The 18,581-nt window shown below is 63.1% G+C and carries 16 protein-coding genes, 2 tRNA genes and 1 riboswitch; of the genes, 13 read left to right on the forward strand and 5 right to left on the reverse strand.

The window, feature by feature from the left end:
* Positions 1–8 precede the first annotated feature (8 nt).
* Positions 9–647: a VOC family protein gene (locus ACZ5G6_RS07660; RefSeq protein ID WP_223936469.1), complete on the reverse strand. Its 639-nt coding sequence runs from the start codon at positions 645–647 to the stop codon at positions 9–11.
* Between the two features lie 227 nt (positions 648–874).
* Between ACZ5G6_RS07660 and ACZ5G6_RS07665 the strand changes: the two genes are divergently transcribed.
* Together ACZ5G6_RS07665 and metX are read left to right on the forward strand one after the other, a co-directional pair.
* On the forward strand, positions 875–2,191 hold the full coding sequence (locus tag ACZ5G6_RS07665) for a bifunctional o-acetylhomoserine/o-acetylserine sulfhydrylase (RefSeq protein WP_223936470.1): 1,317 nt from the start codon (positions 875–877) through the stop codon (positions 2,189–2,191).
* Positions 2,192–2,343: 152 nt separating this feature from the next.
* A riboswitch (SAM riboswitch) is annotated at positions 2,344–2,458 on the forward strand.
* Between the two features lie 14 nt (positions 2,459–2,472).
* The gene (gene metX, locus ACZ5G6_RS07670; RefSeq protein ID WP_498690563.1) at positions 2,473–3,594 is read left to right on the forward strand and encodes a homoserine O-acetyltransferase MetX; all 1,122 of its coding nucleotides are present in this window, start codon (positions 2,473–2,475) and stop codon (positions 3,592–3,594) included.
* A gap of 6 nt (positions 3,595–3,600) precedes the next feature.
* On the opposite strand, the gene ACZ5G6_RS07675 is transcribed toward metX, so the two are convergent.
* From ACZ5G6_RS07675 to ACZ5G6_RS07685, 3 genes are read right to left on the reverse strand one after another with little or no spacing between them, the layout of a single operon-like run.
* Positions 3,601–4,005, reverse strand: coding sequence for a hypothetical protein (locus ACZ5G6_RS07675; RefSeq protein ID WP_498690565.1), 405 nt, complete (start codon positions 4,003–4,005; stop codon positions 3,601–3,603).
* A gap of 43 nt (positions 4,006–4,048) precedes the next feature.
* Positions 4,049–5,188, reverse strand: coding sequence for a winged helix DNA-binding domain-containing protein (locus ACZ5G6_RS07680; protein WP_498690568.1), 1,140 nt, complete (start codon positions 5,186–5,188; stop codon positions 4,049–4,051).
* Between the two features lie 29 nt (positions 5,189–5,217).
* Complete coding sequence (locus ACZ5G6_RS07685) at positions 5,218–6,063, reverse strand: SGNH/GDSL hydrolase family protein (protein ID WP_223936474.1); 846 nt, start codon at positions 6,061–6,063, stop codon at positions 5,218–5,220.
* Positions 6,064–6,131: 68 nt separating this feature from the next.
* Here ACZ5G6_RS07685 and ACZ5G6_RS07690 point away from each other — a divergent pair, with 68 nt between their 5' ends.
* Positions 6,132–6,782 carry an alpha/beta hydrolase gene (locus ACZ5G6_RS07690; protein WP_223936475.1) on the forward strand — a complete coding sequence of 217 codons (651 nt, stop codon included), beginning with the start codon at positions 6,132–6,134 and terminating at the stop codon, positions 6,780–6,782.
* Positions 6,783–6,789: 7 nt separating this feature from the next.
* Here ACZ5G6_RS07690 and ACZ5G6_RS07695 read toward each other — a convergent pair whose 3' ends face one another.
* Positions 6,790–7,020, reverse strand: coding sequence for an RNA-binding S4 domain-containing protein (locus ACZ5G6_RS07695; RefSeq protein ID WP_223936476.1), 231 nt, complete (start codon positions 7,018–7,020; stop codon positions 6,790–6,792).
* A 23-nt stretch (positions 7,021–7,043) separates the two neighbouring features.
* Here ACZ5G6_RS07695 and ACZ5G6_RS07700 point away from each other — a divergent pair, with 23 nt between their 5' ends.
* The 10 genes from ACZ5G6_RS07700 to ACZ5G6_RS07745 all read left to right on the forward strand — a co-directional run bounded on the left by ACZ5G6_RS07700 (position 7,044) and on the right by ACZ5G6_RS07745 (position 18,565).
* Positions 7,044–8,048, forward strand: coding sequence for a DMT family transporter (locus ACZ5G6_RS07700; RefSeq protein ID WP_223936477.1), 1,005 nt, complete (start codon positions 7,044–7,046; stop codon positions 8,046–8,048).
* A gap of 137 nt (positions 8,049–8,185) precedes the next feature.
* Positions 8,186–9,571 carry a glycine--tRNA ligase gene (locus ACZ5G6_RS07705; protein ID WP_223936478.1) on the forward strand — a complete coding sequence of 462 codons (1,386 nt, stop codon included), beginning with the start codon at positions 8,186–8,188 and terminating at the stop codon, positions 9,569–9,571.
* 2 nt (positions 9,572–9,573) lie between these two features.
* Positions 9,574–10,536, forward strand: a complete 963-nt coding sequence (locus ACZ5G6_RS07710) for a GNAT family N-acetyltransferase (protein WP_223936479.1) — start codon at positions 9,574–9,576, stop codon at positions 10,534–10,536.
* Positions 10,537–10,751: 215 nt separating this feature from the next.
* A complete protein-coding gene (locus ACZ5G6_RS07715) occupies positions 10,752–12,125 on the forward strand; it encodes an FAD-binding oxidoreductase (protein WP_223936480.1) in 1,374 nt (457 codons plus the stop codon).
* A gap of 54 nt (positions 12,126–12,179) precedes the next feature.
* Entirely contained in the window at positions 12,180–13,655 is a 1,476-nt protein-coding gene (locus ACZ5G6_RS07720; protein ID WP_223936481.1) for a YibE/F family protein, read from the forward strand.
* A 75-nt stretch (positions 13,656–13,730) separates the two neighbouring features.
* Positions 13,731–14,912 carry a tRNA dihydrouridine synthase DusB gene (dusB, locus tag ACZ5G6_RS07725; protein ID WP_223936482.1) on the forward strand — a complete coding sequence of 394 codons (1,182 nt, stop codon included), beginning with the start codon at positions 13,731–13,733 and terminating at the stop codon, positions 14,910–14,912.
* A gap of 64 nt (positions 14,913–14,976) precedes the next feature.
* The gene (locus tag ACZ5G6_RS07730; protein WP_223936483.1) at positions 14,977–16,293 is read left to right on the forward strand and encodes a deoxyguanosinetriphosphate triphosphohydrolase; all 1,317 of its coding nucleotides are present in this window, start codon (positions 14,977–14,979) and stop codon (positions 16,291–16,293) included.
* 38 nt (positions 16,294–16,331) lie between these two features.
* Entirely contained in the window at positions 16,332–18,218 is a 1,887-nt protein-coding gene (gene dnaG / locus ACZ5G6_RS07735) for a DNA primase (protein ID WP_223936484.1), read from the forward strand.
* Between the two features lie 86 nt (positions 18,219–18,304).
* Positions 18,305–18,377: transfer RNA gene (locus ACZ5G6_RS07740), tRNA-Asn, on the forward strand.
* A 115-nt stretch (positions 18,378–18,492) separates the two neighbouring features.
* A tRNA-Asn gene (locus tag ACZ5G6_RS07745) sits at positions 18,493–18,565 on the forward strand.
* The last annotated feature ends 16 nt before the right edge of the window (positions 18,566–18,581 follow it).

Here is an 18,581-nt window from a genome sequence, read left to right on the forward strand (position 1 = left end):
GGTGCGCCTCAGATGGTGACGGCGCCGGAGGCGGTTTCGAAAGTGACGGACATGATGCCGGGCGTGCCGTGCGGTGCCATCCACTGGACAGCGACGTCCTCGAGCGGCTTCTCAACGGGTTCGCCCAGCCATTCGGTAACGCGTTCCGCCGAGCCCGCGATGGTGAGGCTGGACATCTTGACGTCACTCTCATAGACCCTGGACGGGTGCAGTGAGGGGTCGCCCTCCCACTTGAGCAGGTACGGCACCTGGGGATCGGCGATCAAGCCGAGAATGCCGATCTGCCGCCACACGAGTTCGCGGCCATCCGGGAACTTGCGGTTGCCCGGAACCGCGGAGCGGCCGAGGCGGTCTTCGAAGGGGGCTAGGTCGTCAACGGCGACGCACCAGCCCATCCAACCGCCGCCAGCTGCTGAGCGCGCGCGGACCGCCTGGCCAAAGGGTGCCTTGTCGGAAGCGGGGTGGTCCAGGACCTCCACGACTTCCAGGTATTTGTTATCCGCCAAGGGAATGATCATGTTCCGGGTACCGAAGCGCGGGTGCACTCCGCCCCGGACTGCGTCCACTCCCAGAGCTGCGGAAATTCGTTCGGTAGTGGCCAAAAGGCCATCTCGTTCACAAGCGTAAGAGACGTGATCCATGCGCATGGCTTCATCTTGGCACTTTGTGATCGGGGTCTCAGCTAAGGGAAGCCTAACTATCATGGGACCTCAGCTGTGTGCCGCCGGAATGCGTCACGGTGGGTCGCCTGAAGACCGAAAAATACTGCCTTCGTCACAAAGCTGTCCAAGGCCCCGGACGCTTCCTAGACTGGCCCCAGCCAACGCCTCCAGCGATCCACGGCAAACCCGCGCGCCACTAAAAGGAGAATTCAATGTCCCAAGGATGGTCTTTCGAAACCCGCCAGATCCACGCAGGGCAGGAACCCGACTCTGCCACGGGAGCGCGGTCGCTTCCGATCTACCAGACCACTTCCTTCGTGTTCCCCAGCGCAGAGAGCGCGGCAAACCGGTTTGCGCTGGCTGAGCTTGCCCCCATCTACACCCGCATCGGCAACCCGACGCAGGATGCCGTGGAGCAGCGCATCGCCAGCCTGGAAGGCGGACTGGGCGCATTGCTCCTCAGCTCAGGACAGGCCGCGGAAACGTTCGCCATTCTCAACATTGCCGAGGCCGGCGATCACATCGTCGCCAGCCCCAGCCTGTACGGCGGAACCTACAACCTGTTGGCCCACACGCTAAAGAAGTTCGGCATCTCCGTCACGTTCGTGGAGGACCCGGACAATCTGGACCAGTGGCGGGAAGCTGTGCAGCCCAACACCAAGCTGTTCTTCGGTGAGGTAGTTTCCAACCCGCGCCAGGACGTGCTGGACATCGAGGGCATTTCACGCACCGCGCATGAGGCCGGTGTGCCGCTGATCGTGGACAACACGCTCTCAACCCCATACCTCATTCGTCCCATCGAATGGGGTGCGGACATCGTGGTGCACTCGGCCACCAAGTATCTTGGCGGCCACGGTGCGGCGATCGCCGGCGTGATCGTGGACTCCGGAAACTTCGACTTCGGAAAGGACCCGGAGCGCTTCCCCGGATTCAATACCCCGGACCCCAGCTACAACGGACTCGTTTACGCCCGGGACCTGGGCAAGGACGGCGCGCTCAGAGCCAACCTCTCCTACATACTCAAGGCCCGTGTGCAGTTGCTGCGCGATCTGGGTTCGGCGGTTTCCCCCTTCAACGCCTTCCTCATTGCCCAGGGCCTGGAAACCCTGAGCCTGCGCGTTGAGCGCCATGTCTCCAACGCCACCAGGGTTGCCGAATGGCTTGAGTCGAGGGACGACGTCGAATCGGTCGCCTTCGCGGGGCTGCCCTCCAGCCCCTGGTACGACCGCGGCCGGAAGTATGGCCCCAGGGGCACCGGTGCCGTGGTGGCGTTCACTATCAAGGGCGGTGTCGAGGCCGGCAAGCGCTTCGTCGACGGCCTGGAGCTGCACTCCCATGTTGCCAACATTGGTGACGTCCGCTCGCTGGTCATCCATCCGGCGTCGACCACCCATAGCCAGCTCACAGTGGAACAGCAGGTGGCCGCCGGTGTTAATCCAGGCTTGGTCCGGTTGTCCGTGGGAATTGAGCATGTAGACGACATCATCGCTGACCTGGAGGCCGGGTTCCGGGCTGCCAAAGGCGCTTAAGCGCACTGGGAGGAGTGGCCGCCCGCCGCAGTCGAAAATTCGCCGGGCGGCCCTTCGCCGTGCGTGTTCCTGAACCAAACGACCCCAAACCGTCACACAGCTGTCACATTCTTCGCCAAAACAACCGTATTTTTCCTAGACTCTACGTATTAGGTCATGAGTGCCAGTGACAGCCCCGGCTTGCTGGCCGGCAACCCTCCTCCGCGGTGGGGTGCCCCGGGTGAAGACCTGGCCTGTCGCACGCAAGGCGACGGGCAAGCGCGAGGTTAGGTGTCAAAGGAATGACCATTACTGCTACAGCACTCCCCAAATCGGGCGAAGAAGACGGGACGGTCAAGTACGCCGGCGTAGGTCCGCTGGAACTTGAAGCCGGCGGTTTCCTCCCCGATGTTGTGTTGGCCTACGAAACCTGGGGGCAGCTGAACGCTGATGCGTCCAACGCTGTCCTCGTTCAGCACGCACTGACGGGAAGCACGCATGTGGCCCGCGGCGCAACGGATGAGGAAGGCTGGTGGGAGCAGCTTGTCGGTCCCGGTGCGACGATCGACACCAACCGGTTCTTCGTTATCTCCATCAACATTGTGGGCGGCTGTTACGGCAGCACTGGCCCGTCGTCCAAGGCGCCGGACGGGCGGCCTTGGGGATCCCGCTTCCCCCTGGTCACTTTGCGCGACAGTACGGCAGCCGAAGCGCGCCTGGCCGATGCATTGGGCATCAAAGCATGGCACGCCGTCCTGGGCGGTTCCATGGGCGGCGCCCGGGCACTTGAATGGGCTGTGACCTATCCTGAGCGCGTTCAGCGGTGCGCAGTTATTTCTGTCGGCGCCTACAGCACAGCCGAGCAAATCGCTTTCGCCCAGCCGCAGACCCTGGCTATCCGCCAGGACCCCAACTTCAACAATGGCGACTACTACGGTGGACCGACTCCCGAGGCGGGCCTCGCCCTGGCCCGCCGGATAGCCCACATCACCTACCGTTCCGCGCTGGAGCTTGATTTCCGCTTCGGGCGGGAAGCGCAACACCAGGAGACGCCGCTGGCCGCTGCGGTGCTGGGGGAACGCGGCCGCTACCAGGTGGAAAGCTACCTCGACCACCAAGGCACCAAGCTCGTGCGCCGGTTCGACGCCAACAGCTACATCGCCATCACTGAGGCACTCATGTCCCATGACATCAGCCGGGGCCGTGGCACCTTGAAGGACGCCTTGGCAAGCACCACTGCCGAGTTCTTCGTGGCAGCCGTCGACTCGGACCGCCTCTACTTCCCGGCCCAGTCATTGGAGCTGGCGCAAAATCTGCCAGGCAATGTACCCGTCCACGTCATCGAGGCTCCCATCGGCCACGATGGCTTCCTGACCGAAATCGGCCAACTGTCAGAGCAGCTGCGCGAGGCCTTCTTCGCCTAAGCCGGCTCAGCCATTCATGATTTCGCCGCGCTGCTTCATGTAATCCTCCATGGCAATTTCGCCGTTGCTGAACTTGAGGTCCAGTTCGGCCAACTTGCGTGCGCGGAAGCCTTGCTGCCCGGAACCGCTGTTGCTGGGGAACGTAGTTGAAGAACCGTTCGACGGCGGTGCCGCCGGCGGTGCCGCATCCGCCGGGCGGATGTGGGTGGGCTCGGGAGAATAGCCGGGGTAGTTTTGCGGCTGGTAATTCTGCTGCTGTTGGTAGCCCTGCGGAGGAAACCCCTGTGGCGGGTAGCCCGGACGGGAGAAGTTGCGGTCCTGGAGCCGCCGCGCCCGGGACTTGTTGTACATGCGGATCCCCAAGGGAATCAGCCACGAGCAGACGATGATCCAGAAGATCAGATTGTTCACGGTGCAGGCCTCCTAGGTCTTAACCCAGCTTAGTCCCGCAGATTCACACCAACTTTGCCTCCATGCCCAGGAACTTTCCGTAGCGCTCCACTTCTGCCTCCAAAGCATGGTGTTCGGCTGTTGTGGCCGGCCGGTTCATTCTGACGTCGATTTCGCAGATCCCACCGCTGAAGGCGTGCCGCCACCATCCGGCCAACCTGCCATCCAGCAACACCACGTGAATGGGAGCATCGCCCTCCGGGAAGTAGGGCGCCTTTCCCCCGAGGTAGTGCCTCGACTCCGAATAGCCCATCACGTACTCGTCGTAGCACTGGATGAGATCGACCCGGGGAAGTCTTGGCCCGGCGTCGGCTGGTGGGGGAGACGCTGCAAGCACATCGATGTCTTCGGCCGGCAGGTAGAAGTCCAGGCCGTCAATTGCCACGGTGGCCAGGGCGCCAGGAGCCCACTCTCCAGCCACCTGCACGCCAAGCCGCACATCCTTCATGGTCAGTCCGGACCACGCGGCGCAATCCTTGACTGTGGCAGGTCCCCGGCTGCTGAAGTATCGCAACGCCAACTGGCCCAAGGCCCACTCGCGGTCATCGCCCGTCAAGGAAGTGTCGCCAGGTGTGGGCACACGTTCCTGGAAGAGGGCGTAGGTCTGCTTGAGCGCGCCGCCAGCGGAGCGGACCGGGGCGCCGCTCACCAAAATTTTGCTGATCTCCGCGTGCATCAGGTGGTAAATGAAGCCAAGGCCTTTGCTGGGAAGCCCCGCCTGTTCCAGCACGTCGGCTAGTTCTTCGCGGGTTTTGTGGGCTCCACCGGCCACAGCTTCTGCAAGGATGCGCCCACTGACGGCGGTAGTGGCCTCATCAACTCCCGTCTGCCTGTACATGCCCTTGTTTCCTTGATGCAGGCGATCGGCAGACAAACCCATCAACCAGCCGAGGTCCTCACGATGCACAAAATGCCACGTCGGCCGCAGGATGTGCGTCCGCAGGATCCTGCCGTCAGCCACAGCCTCCTCTACTTGCCCGGCAGTGCTGCCGTTCGTTCTCTGGGCAAGAGTCCATCGGGCATAGGGAAATTCCTGCGATTGCACGGCGAGGAGGTTGCGCAGCACGTCATCGACGCTCCCGCCGAAAGGAGCCCGCAACTGCTGGCGGCGCAGGCGCAGGCGGACAATGTCTTTAGGCTGCATTGAACACTCCTGGCCGCAGTCGCATTACCTTAGCCGCGCGGCAGCATGGTGCCGTTGGGTCCGAAGACCGGTCCCGGCGTCGGGCGTTTGGGTGTAATGCCATCACCGGAGGATCTGTGCCGCAGCCTGCGGATAACCCACGGGACAAAGTACTCACGGGCCCACACCAGGTCCGAGGAACGGGCCTCGCGCCAGGTGCGCGCCGGAAGGGGCTTCGGAACGAGCGGTTCCAGGCTGTGATGGACGTTCAGGGCTTCCAAGACCATCATTGCGATGGTGTGGTGTCCCAGGGGTGAGAAATGCAGGCGGTCTTCGTCCCACATCCGGGGATCGGCCAACTGCCTCAGCGACCACATATCCGCAATGATTGCGTCGTGCCGTGCCGCCACCGTCCTGAGGTTTTCGTTGTAGATTGCCACCTTGCCGCGGATGCGGCCCAAGACCGAGGAAGCTGTGTCAGGTCCGTTGAACAGCACTACCGTGGCTCCACTGGAGCCCAGTTCCTGTACGGCTGCGTCCAGCTTCTCCGCCAACTGGTCCGGGTCGCCGCCGGGGCGGATGAGGTCATTGCCGCCAGCAGAAATCGAGACCAGGTCCGGCTGGAGTTCCAGGCAAGGACCAACTTGTTCATCCACGATCTGCTGCAGTAAACGTCCACGGATGGCAAGGTTGGCGTAGGCGAAATCCTCGTGGCCGCGGCCGAGTTCTTCCGCTACCCGGTCAGCCCATCCGCGGAAGCCGCCGGGGTTCTGGGGCTCGGGATCGCCGATGCCTTCCGTGAACGAATCCCCCAGGGCCACGTAACGGCTCCAAGGGTGTGTTTGGACCGGGTCGCCCGGCTCCACCAATGAATTGACGTCACTCACGCTTTCCATCCTGCCTTGAACCTGTAAACCTACGCCACCGTAGGTTGTTACCCATCGGTAACTGCAAGAATAGACCCATGACTGAAGCCGTTGCATTCCCCGCGCCCGTTGTCCTGTGGTCCCATGACGAAGCCGAGCGGGAGGGCAAGCCGCTTCTGTTGCTGCTGCACGGCTACGGCTCCAACGAGGACGATCTCTTCAGCCTCGCCGGCCTGCTGCCCGAGGGCTTTGTGGTGGCCTCACTTAGGGCACCGATGCCCATGGGGCCAGGCTTCACGTGGTTCCCGCTCACGGCGTCAATCGACTACTCGCTGGACGCCGTCAAACTGGCCGCTGAATACGCCTTGGAATGGCTGGACACCGTCAAGGCCAAGCATTCTTCAGTGACGCTGCTTGGCTTCTCCATGGGCATGGCCATGGCGACCACCATGCTCCGGTACCGTCCCGCGGACTTTGCTGCCGTCGTCGGGCTTTCGGGTTTTGTGGTGGACGCCGGCGATGACCCTGCCTTCCGCGATGCCGAACTTGACGGCACGTTACCGATGTTCTGGGGCCGTGACCAGCAGGACCCCGTCATTACTCCGGACAAGATCGAATACACCATGGGCTGGGTGCGCAAGCACGTGGACCTCACCAAGGTGCTCTACACGGGCATGTGGCACGGTATCAACCAGCAGGAGATCGGCCACGTAGGTGAGTTCCTGACCCACAAGGTGCTCAGCGACTAAACCCGCTTCAGGATTCCTTGGTGATCCGGACCGTCTGGCCGTTCACGCTAACGGTGTCGCCTTCATGGAGTTGGCGGCCGCGGCGGTCTTCGATTTCGTCGTTGACCTTGACCAGGCCGTTCTTGATGAGCTCCGTTGCTTCAACGCCGTCCTCCACGAGGTTGGCGAGCTTCAGCAGCTGGCCGAGGCGGATCATGTCGTCGCGGATGGGGATCTCTTCGATTTCCGGGTTGCTCATACAGCAATGATGCCTGAAGTAGTGTGGGGACAGTGCCACAGCCTTCTCCCCGTACCACGCTTCCGCTCGCCGTTGGCCTCCCGGTTGCTGTCGCAACCGGTTTGGTGATTCCGCTCCAAGGAAGGATCAACGGGGCGCTTGGGGCCACATTGGAGGACGGCATCGCCGCCTCTGTGGTGAGTTTCACCACAGGGCTTGTGCTTATCGCCGCAATTTCAGTGCTGACACCCAAAGGCAGGGCCGGCCTCCGGCGCATCGTCCCGGCGGTCCGCAACCGCAGCTTTCCGAGGTTCTACGTGATGGCAGGTGGCATCGGCGCGCTGTTCGTCTTTGCCCAGTCCTTCACTATTGGCCTGCTGGGCGTTGCCTTGTTCACCGTGGCCGTCGTCACGGGGCAGACGCTGAGTGGATTGCTGGTTGATCGCCTGGGTATCGGCCCCGGCGGCAGGCGGTCCATCACCGGGGTCCGGGTTCTGGGCAGCATCCTGACTGTCGCCGCTGTGGCATGGGCTGTTTCCCCACGGTTCGGCGGCAGCACAGACGTCGCTTCGCTTGTATTGCCGATCCTCCTGCCGCTGGCTGCCGGGTTCTTCATGAGCTTCCAGCAAGCCATGAATGGGACCGCCACCGTGCACTATGGAACGCCCGTGGCAGCCACGCTGGTGAACTTCATTGCCGGTTCCGTCATCCTCTGGATCGCTTGGCTCATCAAGCTTTCGGTAGCGGGCGTGGGCAACCCCCTTCCCGGTGAATGGTGGTACTACCTGGGCGGGCCCATGGGCTGCATATTCATTGGGCTCGCGGCGTTGCTGGTCCGCAGCCTTGGCGTGCTCATCACTGGTTTGGGCATGATCGCAGGGCAGCTGGTGGGCTCGTTGGTGCTCGACGTCGTGATCCCCAGTCCCGGTGCGGTGGTCGCCTTGCCCACGGTGCTGGGTACGGTCCTGACCTTGGCAGCCATCGTTGTGGCCACGCTGCCCTGGCCCAAGGGAGCATTCGTACGAAAGGTCCCGGGCAAAGGCCGGTAGGCTAGGAGACGCAGCTTTCTGCACAGTTATTACCGGCACTATTTCCCCAGCCCACCCCGCCGGACAACATCGTCCGGATTCCGGGGCAAACCACCGCGGACCGCACCCAGCGGCCCTGTAGAACAAATGGAGTACCCATGGCAGCAAAATCCGTCCTTGACCAGGTCATTTCCCTCTCCAAGCGGAGGGGCTTTGTCTTCCAGGCCGGTGAAATCTATGGTGGCTCCCGTTCGGCGTGGGACTACGGTCCCCTTGGTGCGGAACTGAAGGAAAACATCAAGCGCCAGTGGTGGCAGAGCGTAGTCCGCGGCCGCGAAGACGTGGTTGGCTTGGACTCCTCAGTCATCCTTCCCCGCCAGGTCTGGGAAGCGTCCGGCCACGTCGAGGTGTTCTCCGACCCCCTGGTGGAGTGCCTTTCCTGCCACAAGCGCTACCGTGCCGACCACCTCGAGGAAGAGTATGAGGAAAAGAAGGGCCGCCCGGCCGAGAACGGCCTGAAGGATATTGCCTGCGCCAATTGCGGCACCCGTGGCCAGTGGACCGAGCCCCAGGAATTCTCCGGCCTCCTGAAGACCTTCCTCGGCCCCGTGGCCAGCGAAGAAGGCCTGCACTACCTCCGCCCGGAGACCGCACAGGGCATCTTCGTGAACTTCAACAACGTACTCACCACCTCCCGGAAGAAGCCGCCGTTCGGCATCGGCCAGATCGGCAAGTCCTTCCGCAACGAAATCACGCCGGGCAACTTCATCTTCCGGACCCGCGAGTTCGAACAGATGGAGATGGAATTCTTCGTCGAGCCCGGCACGGACGAGGAATGGCACCAGTACTGGATGAAGGAGCGCATGTCCTGGTACACCAGCCTGGGCATCCGCGAAGAGAACCTGCGCTTCTTCGAGCACCCGCTGGAGAAGCTGAGCCACTACTCCAAGGGCACCACTGACATCGAATACCGCTTCGGTTTCCAGGGCTCCGAGTGGGGCGAGCTCGAGGGCATCGCGAACCGTACGGACTTTGACCTCTCCACGCACGCCAAGGCCTCCGGTACGGACCTGAGCTACTTCAACCAGGCCACCAACGAGCGCTACACGCCGTACGTGATCGAGCCCGCCGCCGGTTTGACCCGCTCCTTCATGGCGTTCCTCATCGACGCGTACACAGAAGACGAGGCACCCAACGCCAAGGGCGGCGTCGATGTCCGCACAGTCCTGAAGCTGGATCCGCGACTTGCCCCGGTCAAGGCAGCTGTCCTGCCGCTGAGCCGCAACGAGGACCTGTCCCCGAAGGCAAAGGCGCTGGGCACCCAGCTGCGCAAGAACTGGAACATCGACTTCGACGACGCCGGAGCCATCGGCCGCCGTTACCGCCGCCAGGACGAGATCGGTACCCCGTTCTGCATCACGGTGGACTTCGATACCCTCGAAGACCAGGCCGTGACCATCCGTGAGCGCGACACGATGAGCCAGGAACGCGTGTCCTTGGACAAGGTTGAGGCTTACCTGGCAGCACGACTGATCGGCGCCTAATCGTGGCTTTGGAATACCGCGAGTGGAAGGAAGGCGACGACCTCGCCCTCCTGGAAATCTGGGGCGGCCCGGAAACGCTCCCAGCCGAGCAGTTCCGTGCCGCGCTGGCGCCTTCCAGCAACCAGCCGTGGCGCCGTTGCATTGTGGCCGAGGACGTCGTTGACGGCGTTCGCATCCCAGTTGCTGCCGGAGTGGTCCACGAGGCTTCGCTGCACCCGGAACGCCTCTGGGCCTACATCGAGGTTGCCAAAGACCATCGCCGCAACGGCGTAGGCGCCACCCTGCTGACGATGCTGCGCCGCGAAGCCGGGAACTCGCCGTCGGGCGTTTCCAAGCTCCGCAGCAAAGTGGAGCCGGGCACGCCGGGTGCCGCCTTCGCCGAAGCCGCAGGGTTGGGACCCATTCAGCGTTCCCAGCTGGTTGTGGTGGATCCGGAGCCGCTGAAGCTTCCGCGGTTCGGCGACGGTTCTGAAGAAGCAGCCTCCGAACGCGTGGAGGACCTCGCCACCGGATCCGTGGAACTGAGCGAAGTGGTGGGCAGCTACTACTCAGCCGTCCATCATTGGGACAGCCCAGGTGAGCTCAGCATTGCCACAGTGCAGCGGCTCTTCCTGCACGATCTCGCCGGGGCCCACGGAGCCATTGTGCTGCGTGCGCCGAAAGCAAGCGCCTTTGGTGCCGGAGTGCCCGCCAGCCGAAAAGGCAAGATCCAGGCCTTCGCCATCAGCTACGCCCAAGGCAACTCCGAAGAGCCTTCGGACGTCTTCCTCGGTCACGATCCGAACCTGTCCGACGACGACGCAGAGGCTGCCGTGAGGGACCTCCTGGCGCTCATTGCCTACCAGCACCCCGTGCTGTTGGAAGTGGACGAATCGATGACGGCCCTGCGCAGCGTACTGGCACCCTTGCTGGATTCGGGCAAAGCCCATGTACGTGGCGCTGACACCCTGATCGTGAGCGACTGACCACCGTTCTTGCATCCCCGGATCCCGCCCTGACCATCACCGATGGGCAGGGCGGGATCCTGTTTAAGGACCTGCCCGGATCCATGTTGGCAGATGCCCTTGACGCGGCCACGGTGCAGGAGTAGGAAGGCGACGTAAGCCACGCGCCGAACATACTCGGAGGGAAGCGGCGTCTGTGGAACAGCTCCGGTCTCGTCTGAATCGGTGGTAACAACATGAATGGAACGGCCCTGGATGGGCTGCGGGATCAGCTGCGTGGGCAGCTCATCACTCCCGAAGACCCTGACTATGATTCGGCACGGGCAGTCTTCAACGCCATGGTGGACAAACGTCCGGCGGGCATCGTGCGGGTGGCCCAAGTGGCCGATGTGATCGCGGGGGTTAACTTCGCCCGGGAGAACTCCATGCCCCTGGCCATCAGGGGCGGCGGACACAGTGCCCCTGGATTTGGAACGTGGGACGATGCCTTGGTCCTGGACTTCGTCAACCGTACAGGGGTCCGGGTTGATCCGGAGACCGCAACTGCGCGGGCCGAAAGCGGAACCACGTGGGCTGACTTCAACCATGCAACGCACGCCTTCGGGCTGGCGACCACGGGTGGGATCGTCGGGTCCACGGGAGTTGCCGGACTGACCCTGGGCGGGGGAATAGGCTACCTGGCCCGAAAGTACGGTCTCTCCTGCGACAACCTCATTTCAGCCGATGTCGTCACCGCGGATGGAAAGTTCCTTGTAGCCAGCGAGGACCAGAACGAGGACCTGTTCTGGGCGCTCCGGGGTGGCGGGGGCAACTTCGGCGTGGTGACCTCGTTCGAATTCAAACTCCATCCCGTTGACATGGTTCATGCGGGAGTCATCTTGTACAGCGCAGAGCATACGGACACCGTTGCCCGGTTCTACCGCGATTACATCGCGAACGCGCCGGAAGAGTTCGGCGCTTTCCTGGGCTTCCACCAAGGGCCGCCAGTTCCGTTCCTTCCCGAAGAGTGGCATGGCAAGCCTGTCTGTGTGGTTGTGGGGATGTGGACGGGGGACATGGGAGAAGGCGAAGCACGGTGGCAGCCCTTCTTGGACGCCGCGCCCGTGGCGGGCTCGCTTGTAGCACCCATGCCGTACCCAGCCCTGAACGTTGCCTTCGACGCACTCAACCAGAAAGGCATGCAGGGATATTGGAAAGCGAACTTCCTCCCCGAACTCAGTGACGGCGCCATCCAAGCGCACGCCAAACACGGCGCGACGGTCACCAGCGTCAATACGGCTGTGCACATTTACCCGATCGACGGGGCCGTCTCACGCGTTGATGTCCGCGACACAGCGTTTGCGCACAGGAACATGAAGTTCGCGCCGGTCATCGCCACCCAGTGGATGGAACCCGCGGACAACGAAGCCAACATCGCCTGGACGCGGGAGTATGCGGCGGCTCTTGCACCGCACTCGGCGCTTGGTGGATACATCAACTTCATGGACACCGAAGACCAGAACCGGGTCACTGAGAACTACGGCCCCAACTGGGATCGTTTGGTGGAGGTCAAGCGCAAGTACGATCCCGGCAACCTATTCCACGTGAACCAGAACATCAAGCCGGCCTGAGACGGGGTTTCGGTGGGACCCCGCTAGGGTTGAAACCATGAGGTTTTGCTGCTGATGGGTCACGGACACTCCCACGGTCACACTGAAGGTTCCGAGCCAACGCCACAGGCAATTGCGTCCCGGAAGCGCGCCAACTGGCTGTTGGCTGCGGTACTGGTACCGCTTGGCGTGCTCACGGTCATCGCCATGATGGTCATGTGGCCCTCGGGCAGCCGGGAGGGAATCTCGTTCGCGAGTCCCTACCAGGCTGCCCCGGGAGTCACGTTCGACACCGGAAAGATCCAGAGTGTGGTGCAGGAAAGCTGCACACAAACTGGGCAGTCCACGCAAGGGCAGACGGGAACCAGCCAAACGGACCCAGGCCAAACAGTTCAAGGCCAGTCCGGCGGATCCGACTGCACCTTTGCCTTTACCCAGCCGGACAAGGGCGGGAGCCCCGTCAAGGTGGTGATCAACCCGGACGTCGCCAAGTCCCATGGCGTGGATGTGGGGGACTCCATCCGATACCTGAACCTCTCCGGTGTCCAAGGCGCAGCGCAAGGCAACGGCTCGCCGTCGTACGTTTTCGTGGATTTCGTGCGGAGCCTGCCGATCGCCCTGCTGGCCATCCTCTATGCGGTGGTAGTGATCGCCGTGGCGCGCTGGCGCGGCTTCCGGGCGCTCCTTGGCTTGGTGGGTGCCTATGCAGTGCTGGTCAGCTTCATCCTGCCGGGACTTGTGGAGGGGAAGCCGCCACTCATGCTGGCTTTGGTTGGTTCCACTGTGATCATGATCGGGGTCCTGTACTTCGCCCATGGATTCTCGGCAAGGACCTCCACGGCCCTGTTGGGGACCATCTTCGGCCTGGGCATTACGGCGCTGTTGGCGGCATGGGCAACCGACGCTGCCAACCTTGCGGGCGTAGGCGACCACGACGCCGCGACGCTGATAAATATGTCGGACAAGATTTCCATCTCCGGCATCATCCTGTGCGGCCTCATCATCTCAGGCCTCGGTGTTCTCAACGACGTCACCATTACACAATCCTCGGCCGTTTGGGAGCTCTACGAACTGGCCCCGAATACCAGCGCCCGCAAGCTGTTTTCCTCGGCGATGCGGATTGGCCGCGACCACATCGCTTCCACCGTTTACACCATCGCCTTCGCGTACGCTGGCGCGGCCCTTCCGATCCTCATCATCGTGATGCTTTACGACCGCCCACTCGCCGAGGCCCTGACCAGCGCGGAGTTGTCCGAAGAAGTCATCCGGACACTGGTGGGCTCCATCGGCCTGGTGTTGGCCATTCCCGTTACTACGCTGATTGCCGTGCTCGTGGTCAAGGCGACAGGCGTGAAGAGTGCCACACTGGCGGCACGCTCCGTCGACCCGGACGACGTCGAGGACACTGGTGCGCTCGCCGCTGCGGCCGCCGTCGTCGGTTCTGACCGCGAGGAAACGCTCGACGGCGGAGCCCGGCCTGCGCGGCCGGGGAGCCGCCGTGCCAAGAGGGAAGCGGAGCGGCGCGGCGACAGGGCAGACCCGGCGCCGTAGCGCGCCGAAGCAGGGTTAACTGCGCCGCAGGGGGCTCCCAACGGTCGATTTGCCCCGATTTGCGACAATGGATGGGTGACTGTAGTAGCAACGCCCCCTGCCCCAAAGCTTGAGCTTCCGCCTTTGCAGCTCGGTGGGATCACCGTGGACACTCCCGTGATCCTTGCCCCCATGGCGGGCATTACCAACTCCGCCTTCCGCAGGCTCTGCCGTGAATATGGTGGTGGCCTGTACGTGGCCGAGATGGTGACCTCGCGTGCGCTGGTGGAACGGACTCCGGAATCGTTGCGCATCATCTCCCATGATGAGGACGAGAAAGTCCGTTCCGTGCAGCTCTACGGTGTTGACCCCGTAACCGTCGGCGCAGCAGTCCGCATGCTCGTCGAGGAAGACCGCGCTGACCACATCGACCTCAACTTCGGCTGCCCGGTGCCCAAGGTCACCCGCCGCGGCGGCGGTTCCGCGCTGCCGTGGAAGATCGATCTTTTTACGGCCATCGTGCAGACCGCGGTGAAGGAAGCCTCCAAGGGCGGCATCCCGCTCACCATCAAGATGCGCAAGGGCATTGACGAGGATCACCTGACGTACCTCGACGCCGGCCGCATCGCCCGCGATTCCGGCGTGGCCGCCGTCGCCCTCCACGGTCGGACGGCTGCGCAGTTCTACTCCGGCCAGGCAGACTGGTCCGCCATCGCCCGCCTTCGTGAGGCCTTGCCCGACATTCCGGTGCTGGGCAATGGCGATATCTGGTCGGCGGAGGACGCGGTCCGCATGGTTCGGGAAACCGGTGTGGACGGCGTCGTTGTGGGCCGTGGCTGCCAGGGCCGTCCGTGGTTGTTCGGTGATCTCCAAGCAGCGTTCGAAGGCAGCGACCAGCGCCACCGTCCGGGCCTGCGGGAAGTTGCCGAGGGCGTCTACCGGCATGCGGAACTCATGGTGGAAACCTTCGGTAACGACGAATACAAGGCACTCCGGGAAATTCGCAAGCACATGGCCTGGTACTTCAAGGGTTATGTGGTGGGTGGGGAGCTTCGCGCCAAACTTGCCACCGTGCCCACGCTCGAGGTCCTTCGTGAACTCCTTGGAGAGCTGGACACGGACTTGCCCTATCCGGGCATCGATTCCGAGGGGCCGCGAGGCCGTGCCGGTTCTCCTAAGAAGCCCGCCCTGCCCAAGGACTGGCTCATGAGCCGTCAGCTGAACGCGGAACAGAGTGCCGAAATCTCCGCAGCAGAGCTGGACGTGTCAGGAGGCTAGCTTCACACGTGTAAGACTGGCTCAAGAGGCACCACACAACGGCGCTTGAAGGAGGCAGATACCCATGGGAACCGAAGCGATGCTGGGCCGCACTGGAACGCCGCACGACTACGTGCTGGCCATTCCGGGCTACACCGAAGCGGATTCTGCGCGGTGGGTGGAAGAGCCGCGAAAGACCAACTACCGCTCCGACTTTGAACGCGACCGGGCACGGGTGCTCCATTCCTCGGCCTTGCGGCGGCTGGGTGCCAAAACGCAGGTTGTTGCTCCGGACACGGACGATTTCGTTCGCACCCGGCTGACGCACAGCCTCGAGGTTGCCCAGGTGGGCCGTGAGCTTGGCCGTTCGCTGGGCTGCGACCCGGACGTCGTGGATACCGCGTGCCTGAGCCACGATCTCGGCCATCCACCGTTCGGCCACAACGGTGAGTCAGCCCTGAACGAAGTGGCACATACTATTGGCGGCTTCGAGGGCAACGCGCAAACACTGAGGTTGTTGACGCGCCTTGAACCGAAAGTCCTTGCCGAGGACGGCAGGCCCGCCGGGCTCAACCTGACCCGCGCCAGCCTGGATGCCGCGTCCAAGTACCCGTGGTCCGCCGTCGACGCCCCCGTCATCCATGGCCACCGCACCAGCAAGTTTGGTGCATATGAGGACGATCTTCCCGTGTTCGAGTGGCTACGGGAGGGCGCTCCGGGCAACCGCTCCTGCATTGAGGCCCAGGTGATGGACCTTGCGGACGATATTTCCTACTCGGTCCATGACGTTGAGGACGCGATCGTTGCTGGCCATTTCCAATTGAAGTGGATGGAAAATCCGGACCACCGCGCCCGCGTGGTGGGCTACACCAAGCAGTGGTACCTCCCGCACAACGATCCTGCTGACATCGATGCTGCCCTTGCCCGGCTTGAGGCCACCAAGGTGTGGGTCCGCGAGGCCGACGGCAGCCGAAAGTCCATGGCTGCGCTGAAGGACATGACCAGCCAGCTCATCGGCCGGTTCTGCCAAAGCGCCATGGAAACCACCAGGGACCATTTTGGCCCTGCCAACCTGACCCGCTACGGCGCGGAACTGATGGTCCCGGAGGACACTGTGACGGAGATCGCCGTCCTCAAGGGCCTGGCTACTACGTTCGTCATTTCCACGGACCACCGCCAGCCCGTGTACGAACGCCAGCGCGAAGTGCTGCATGCCCTGGTGGGCGTCCTGAACGCCACAGGTGACCGCCACCTTGAGCCGATGTTCGCTGCTGACTGGCGTGACGCGGCCGACGACGGTGCGCGTCTGCGGGTAGTGATTGACCAGGTGGCGTCGCTGACGGATGGGTCTGCGTTAGCCATGTACGAGCGCCTGGTGGGGAGCCTGCCGTCGCTCTGGTAGCGGCTATCATGGCCTCCCTGAGCGACTAGGATGGTCACGTGGCTGGCTTGATCAAACGTGAAGATATCGACGAAGTACGCCAGCGCACGGATATCAAGGAAGTCGTTGACGGTTACGTCACGCTCAAGAGCGCCGGCCTGGGAAGTTTCAAGGGCCTGTGCCCCTTCCACGACGAACGCTCACCATCCTTCACAGTCCGCCCGCAGGTGGGCAGGTACCACTGCTTTGGCTGCGGCGAGGACGGGGATGCCATCTCCTTCGTCCAGAAAATGGACCACAGCTCCTTCCATGAGGCAGTCGAAAAGCTCGCTGCCAGGATCGGCTATGAACTCCGTTATGAGGACGGCGGCACGGGCCCAAGCCGCGAAGAAGTGGGCAAGCGGCAGCGCCTGCTGGACGCCCACAAAATCGCGGACGAATTCTTCCGCGCCCAACTGCTGACTCCCGGTGCCGCCGAGGGCCGGAACTTCCTCGACGGCAGGGGCTTTGACCGCGCGGCCGCCGAGCACTTCGGTGTGGGCTATGCACCGCAGGGCTGGGACGCACTCCTCAAGCACCTGCGCGGCCGTGGGTTTACCGACGCTGAACTGAGGCTTACAGGCATGTTTTCCGAAGGAAACCGGGGTATCTACGACCGTTTCCGTGGCCGGCTGATCTGGCCCATCCGGGACATCGCGGGCGACACCATCGGCTTCGGCGCCCGCAAGCTCTACGAGGACGACCAGGGCCCAAAGTACCTGAACACCCCCGAAACCACGCTCTACAAGAAGTCCCAGGTCCTCTACGGGATCGACATCGCCAAGCGGAACATCGCCAAGGTCCGGCAGTTGGTGGTGGTTGAGGGGTACACGGACGTCATGGCCTGCCACTTGGCCGGAGTCACGACGGCGGTGGCCACCTGCGGGACGGCGTTCGGCACCGAACACATCAAGATCGCCCGGCGCCTGCTTTCGGACGACGGCACCGGGGGAGAAGTGGTCTTCACCTTCGACGGAGACGCTGCCGGCCAGAAGGCCGCCCTCCGCGCCTTCGAGGAGGACCAGCGATTTGTCGCGCAAACGTACGTCGCAGTAGAGCCCACTGGCGCTGATCCGTGTGATCTTCGGCAACTCAAGGGCGACGCCGCAGTACGTGAACTCATCGATAGCAGGAAGCCCCTGTTCGAGTTCGCCATCCGGGCATCGCTCCGGAGGCACAACCTGGACACCGTGGAAGGTCGCGTCGCGGCGTTGCGGGAAGCCGCGCCCGTTGTGGCGCAAATCCGCGACTCCGGCATCCGGCCCGCCTATACGCGCGAACTCGCTGGCTGGTTGGGCATGCCTATTGAGGAAGTCAGCCGCTACGTTGGGGCGGCAGCCAAGCGCGCGGCTTCCGGCGGTAGTGCGCCCGGCGCTACGGAACAACCCACGACGACGCCGGCAGCCCCGCCGTCGAACGGCCAGGTGTTCAATCGTCCCGACCCGCGGGACCCCGTGGCAGGGATGGAGCGCCAAGCGCTGGAAGTCGTCCTGCAGGAGCCCTCAGTCCTGGGTGACGGTGCCTGGGAGCGTTTCGAGGCTTCCCATTTTGCTACGCCGGCATATGCGGCGGTGCATGCAGCCGTACGTGCCACAGGGCTGGCACACGCGGCTGATCCGGTGGCATGGGTGGAGCACATCCGGCAGGAAGTTCCGGAGCCCTTGCGGCCCTTGGTTTCCGAGCTGGCCGTCACTCCCTTGCCGGCCAGTACTCCGGAGGCCATGCAACGGTATTGCCGGGACATTTTGGCGAGGCTTTTCGAACTGCAGATCACGCGCATCAAAGCTGACAAGATGGGCCAGCTGCAGCGCCTTGACGCAACTGCATTTCCGGAGGAATTCCAGCGCCTGAACCGCGAACTGATGGTGCTGGAAATGCAGCGCCGCGCTCTCCGTTCGGACTCCTGACGTTCCCTGCTGATGGCCCCCGGACGCAGGCCCGGCGCTCGATTTCGTTTTCCGGCGGGGCCCTGTTAAGCTAGTAACCGCTTCATTCCTCCGTAGCTCAATTGGCAGAGCATTCGACTGTTAATCGAAGGGTTACTGGTTCAAGTCCAGTCGGAGGAGCGCACAATACCCCCGTTCCGGTGTCTCGGAACGGGGGTATTTTTATACCCCCAGGGGGTATCTCCGCCCGATTCGCATTCGCCTAAAACCTTTGCTAAAGTCATAACCGCTTCATTCCTCCGTAGCTCAATTGGCAGAGCATTCGACTGTTAATCGAAGGGTTACTGGTTCAAGTCCAGTCGGAGGAGCGCAAGGGCCCCGCAT

This window comes from Arthrobacter sp. TmtSoilC51 (assembly GCF_055388015.1).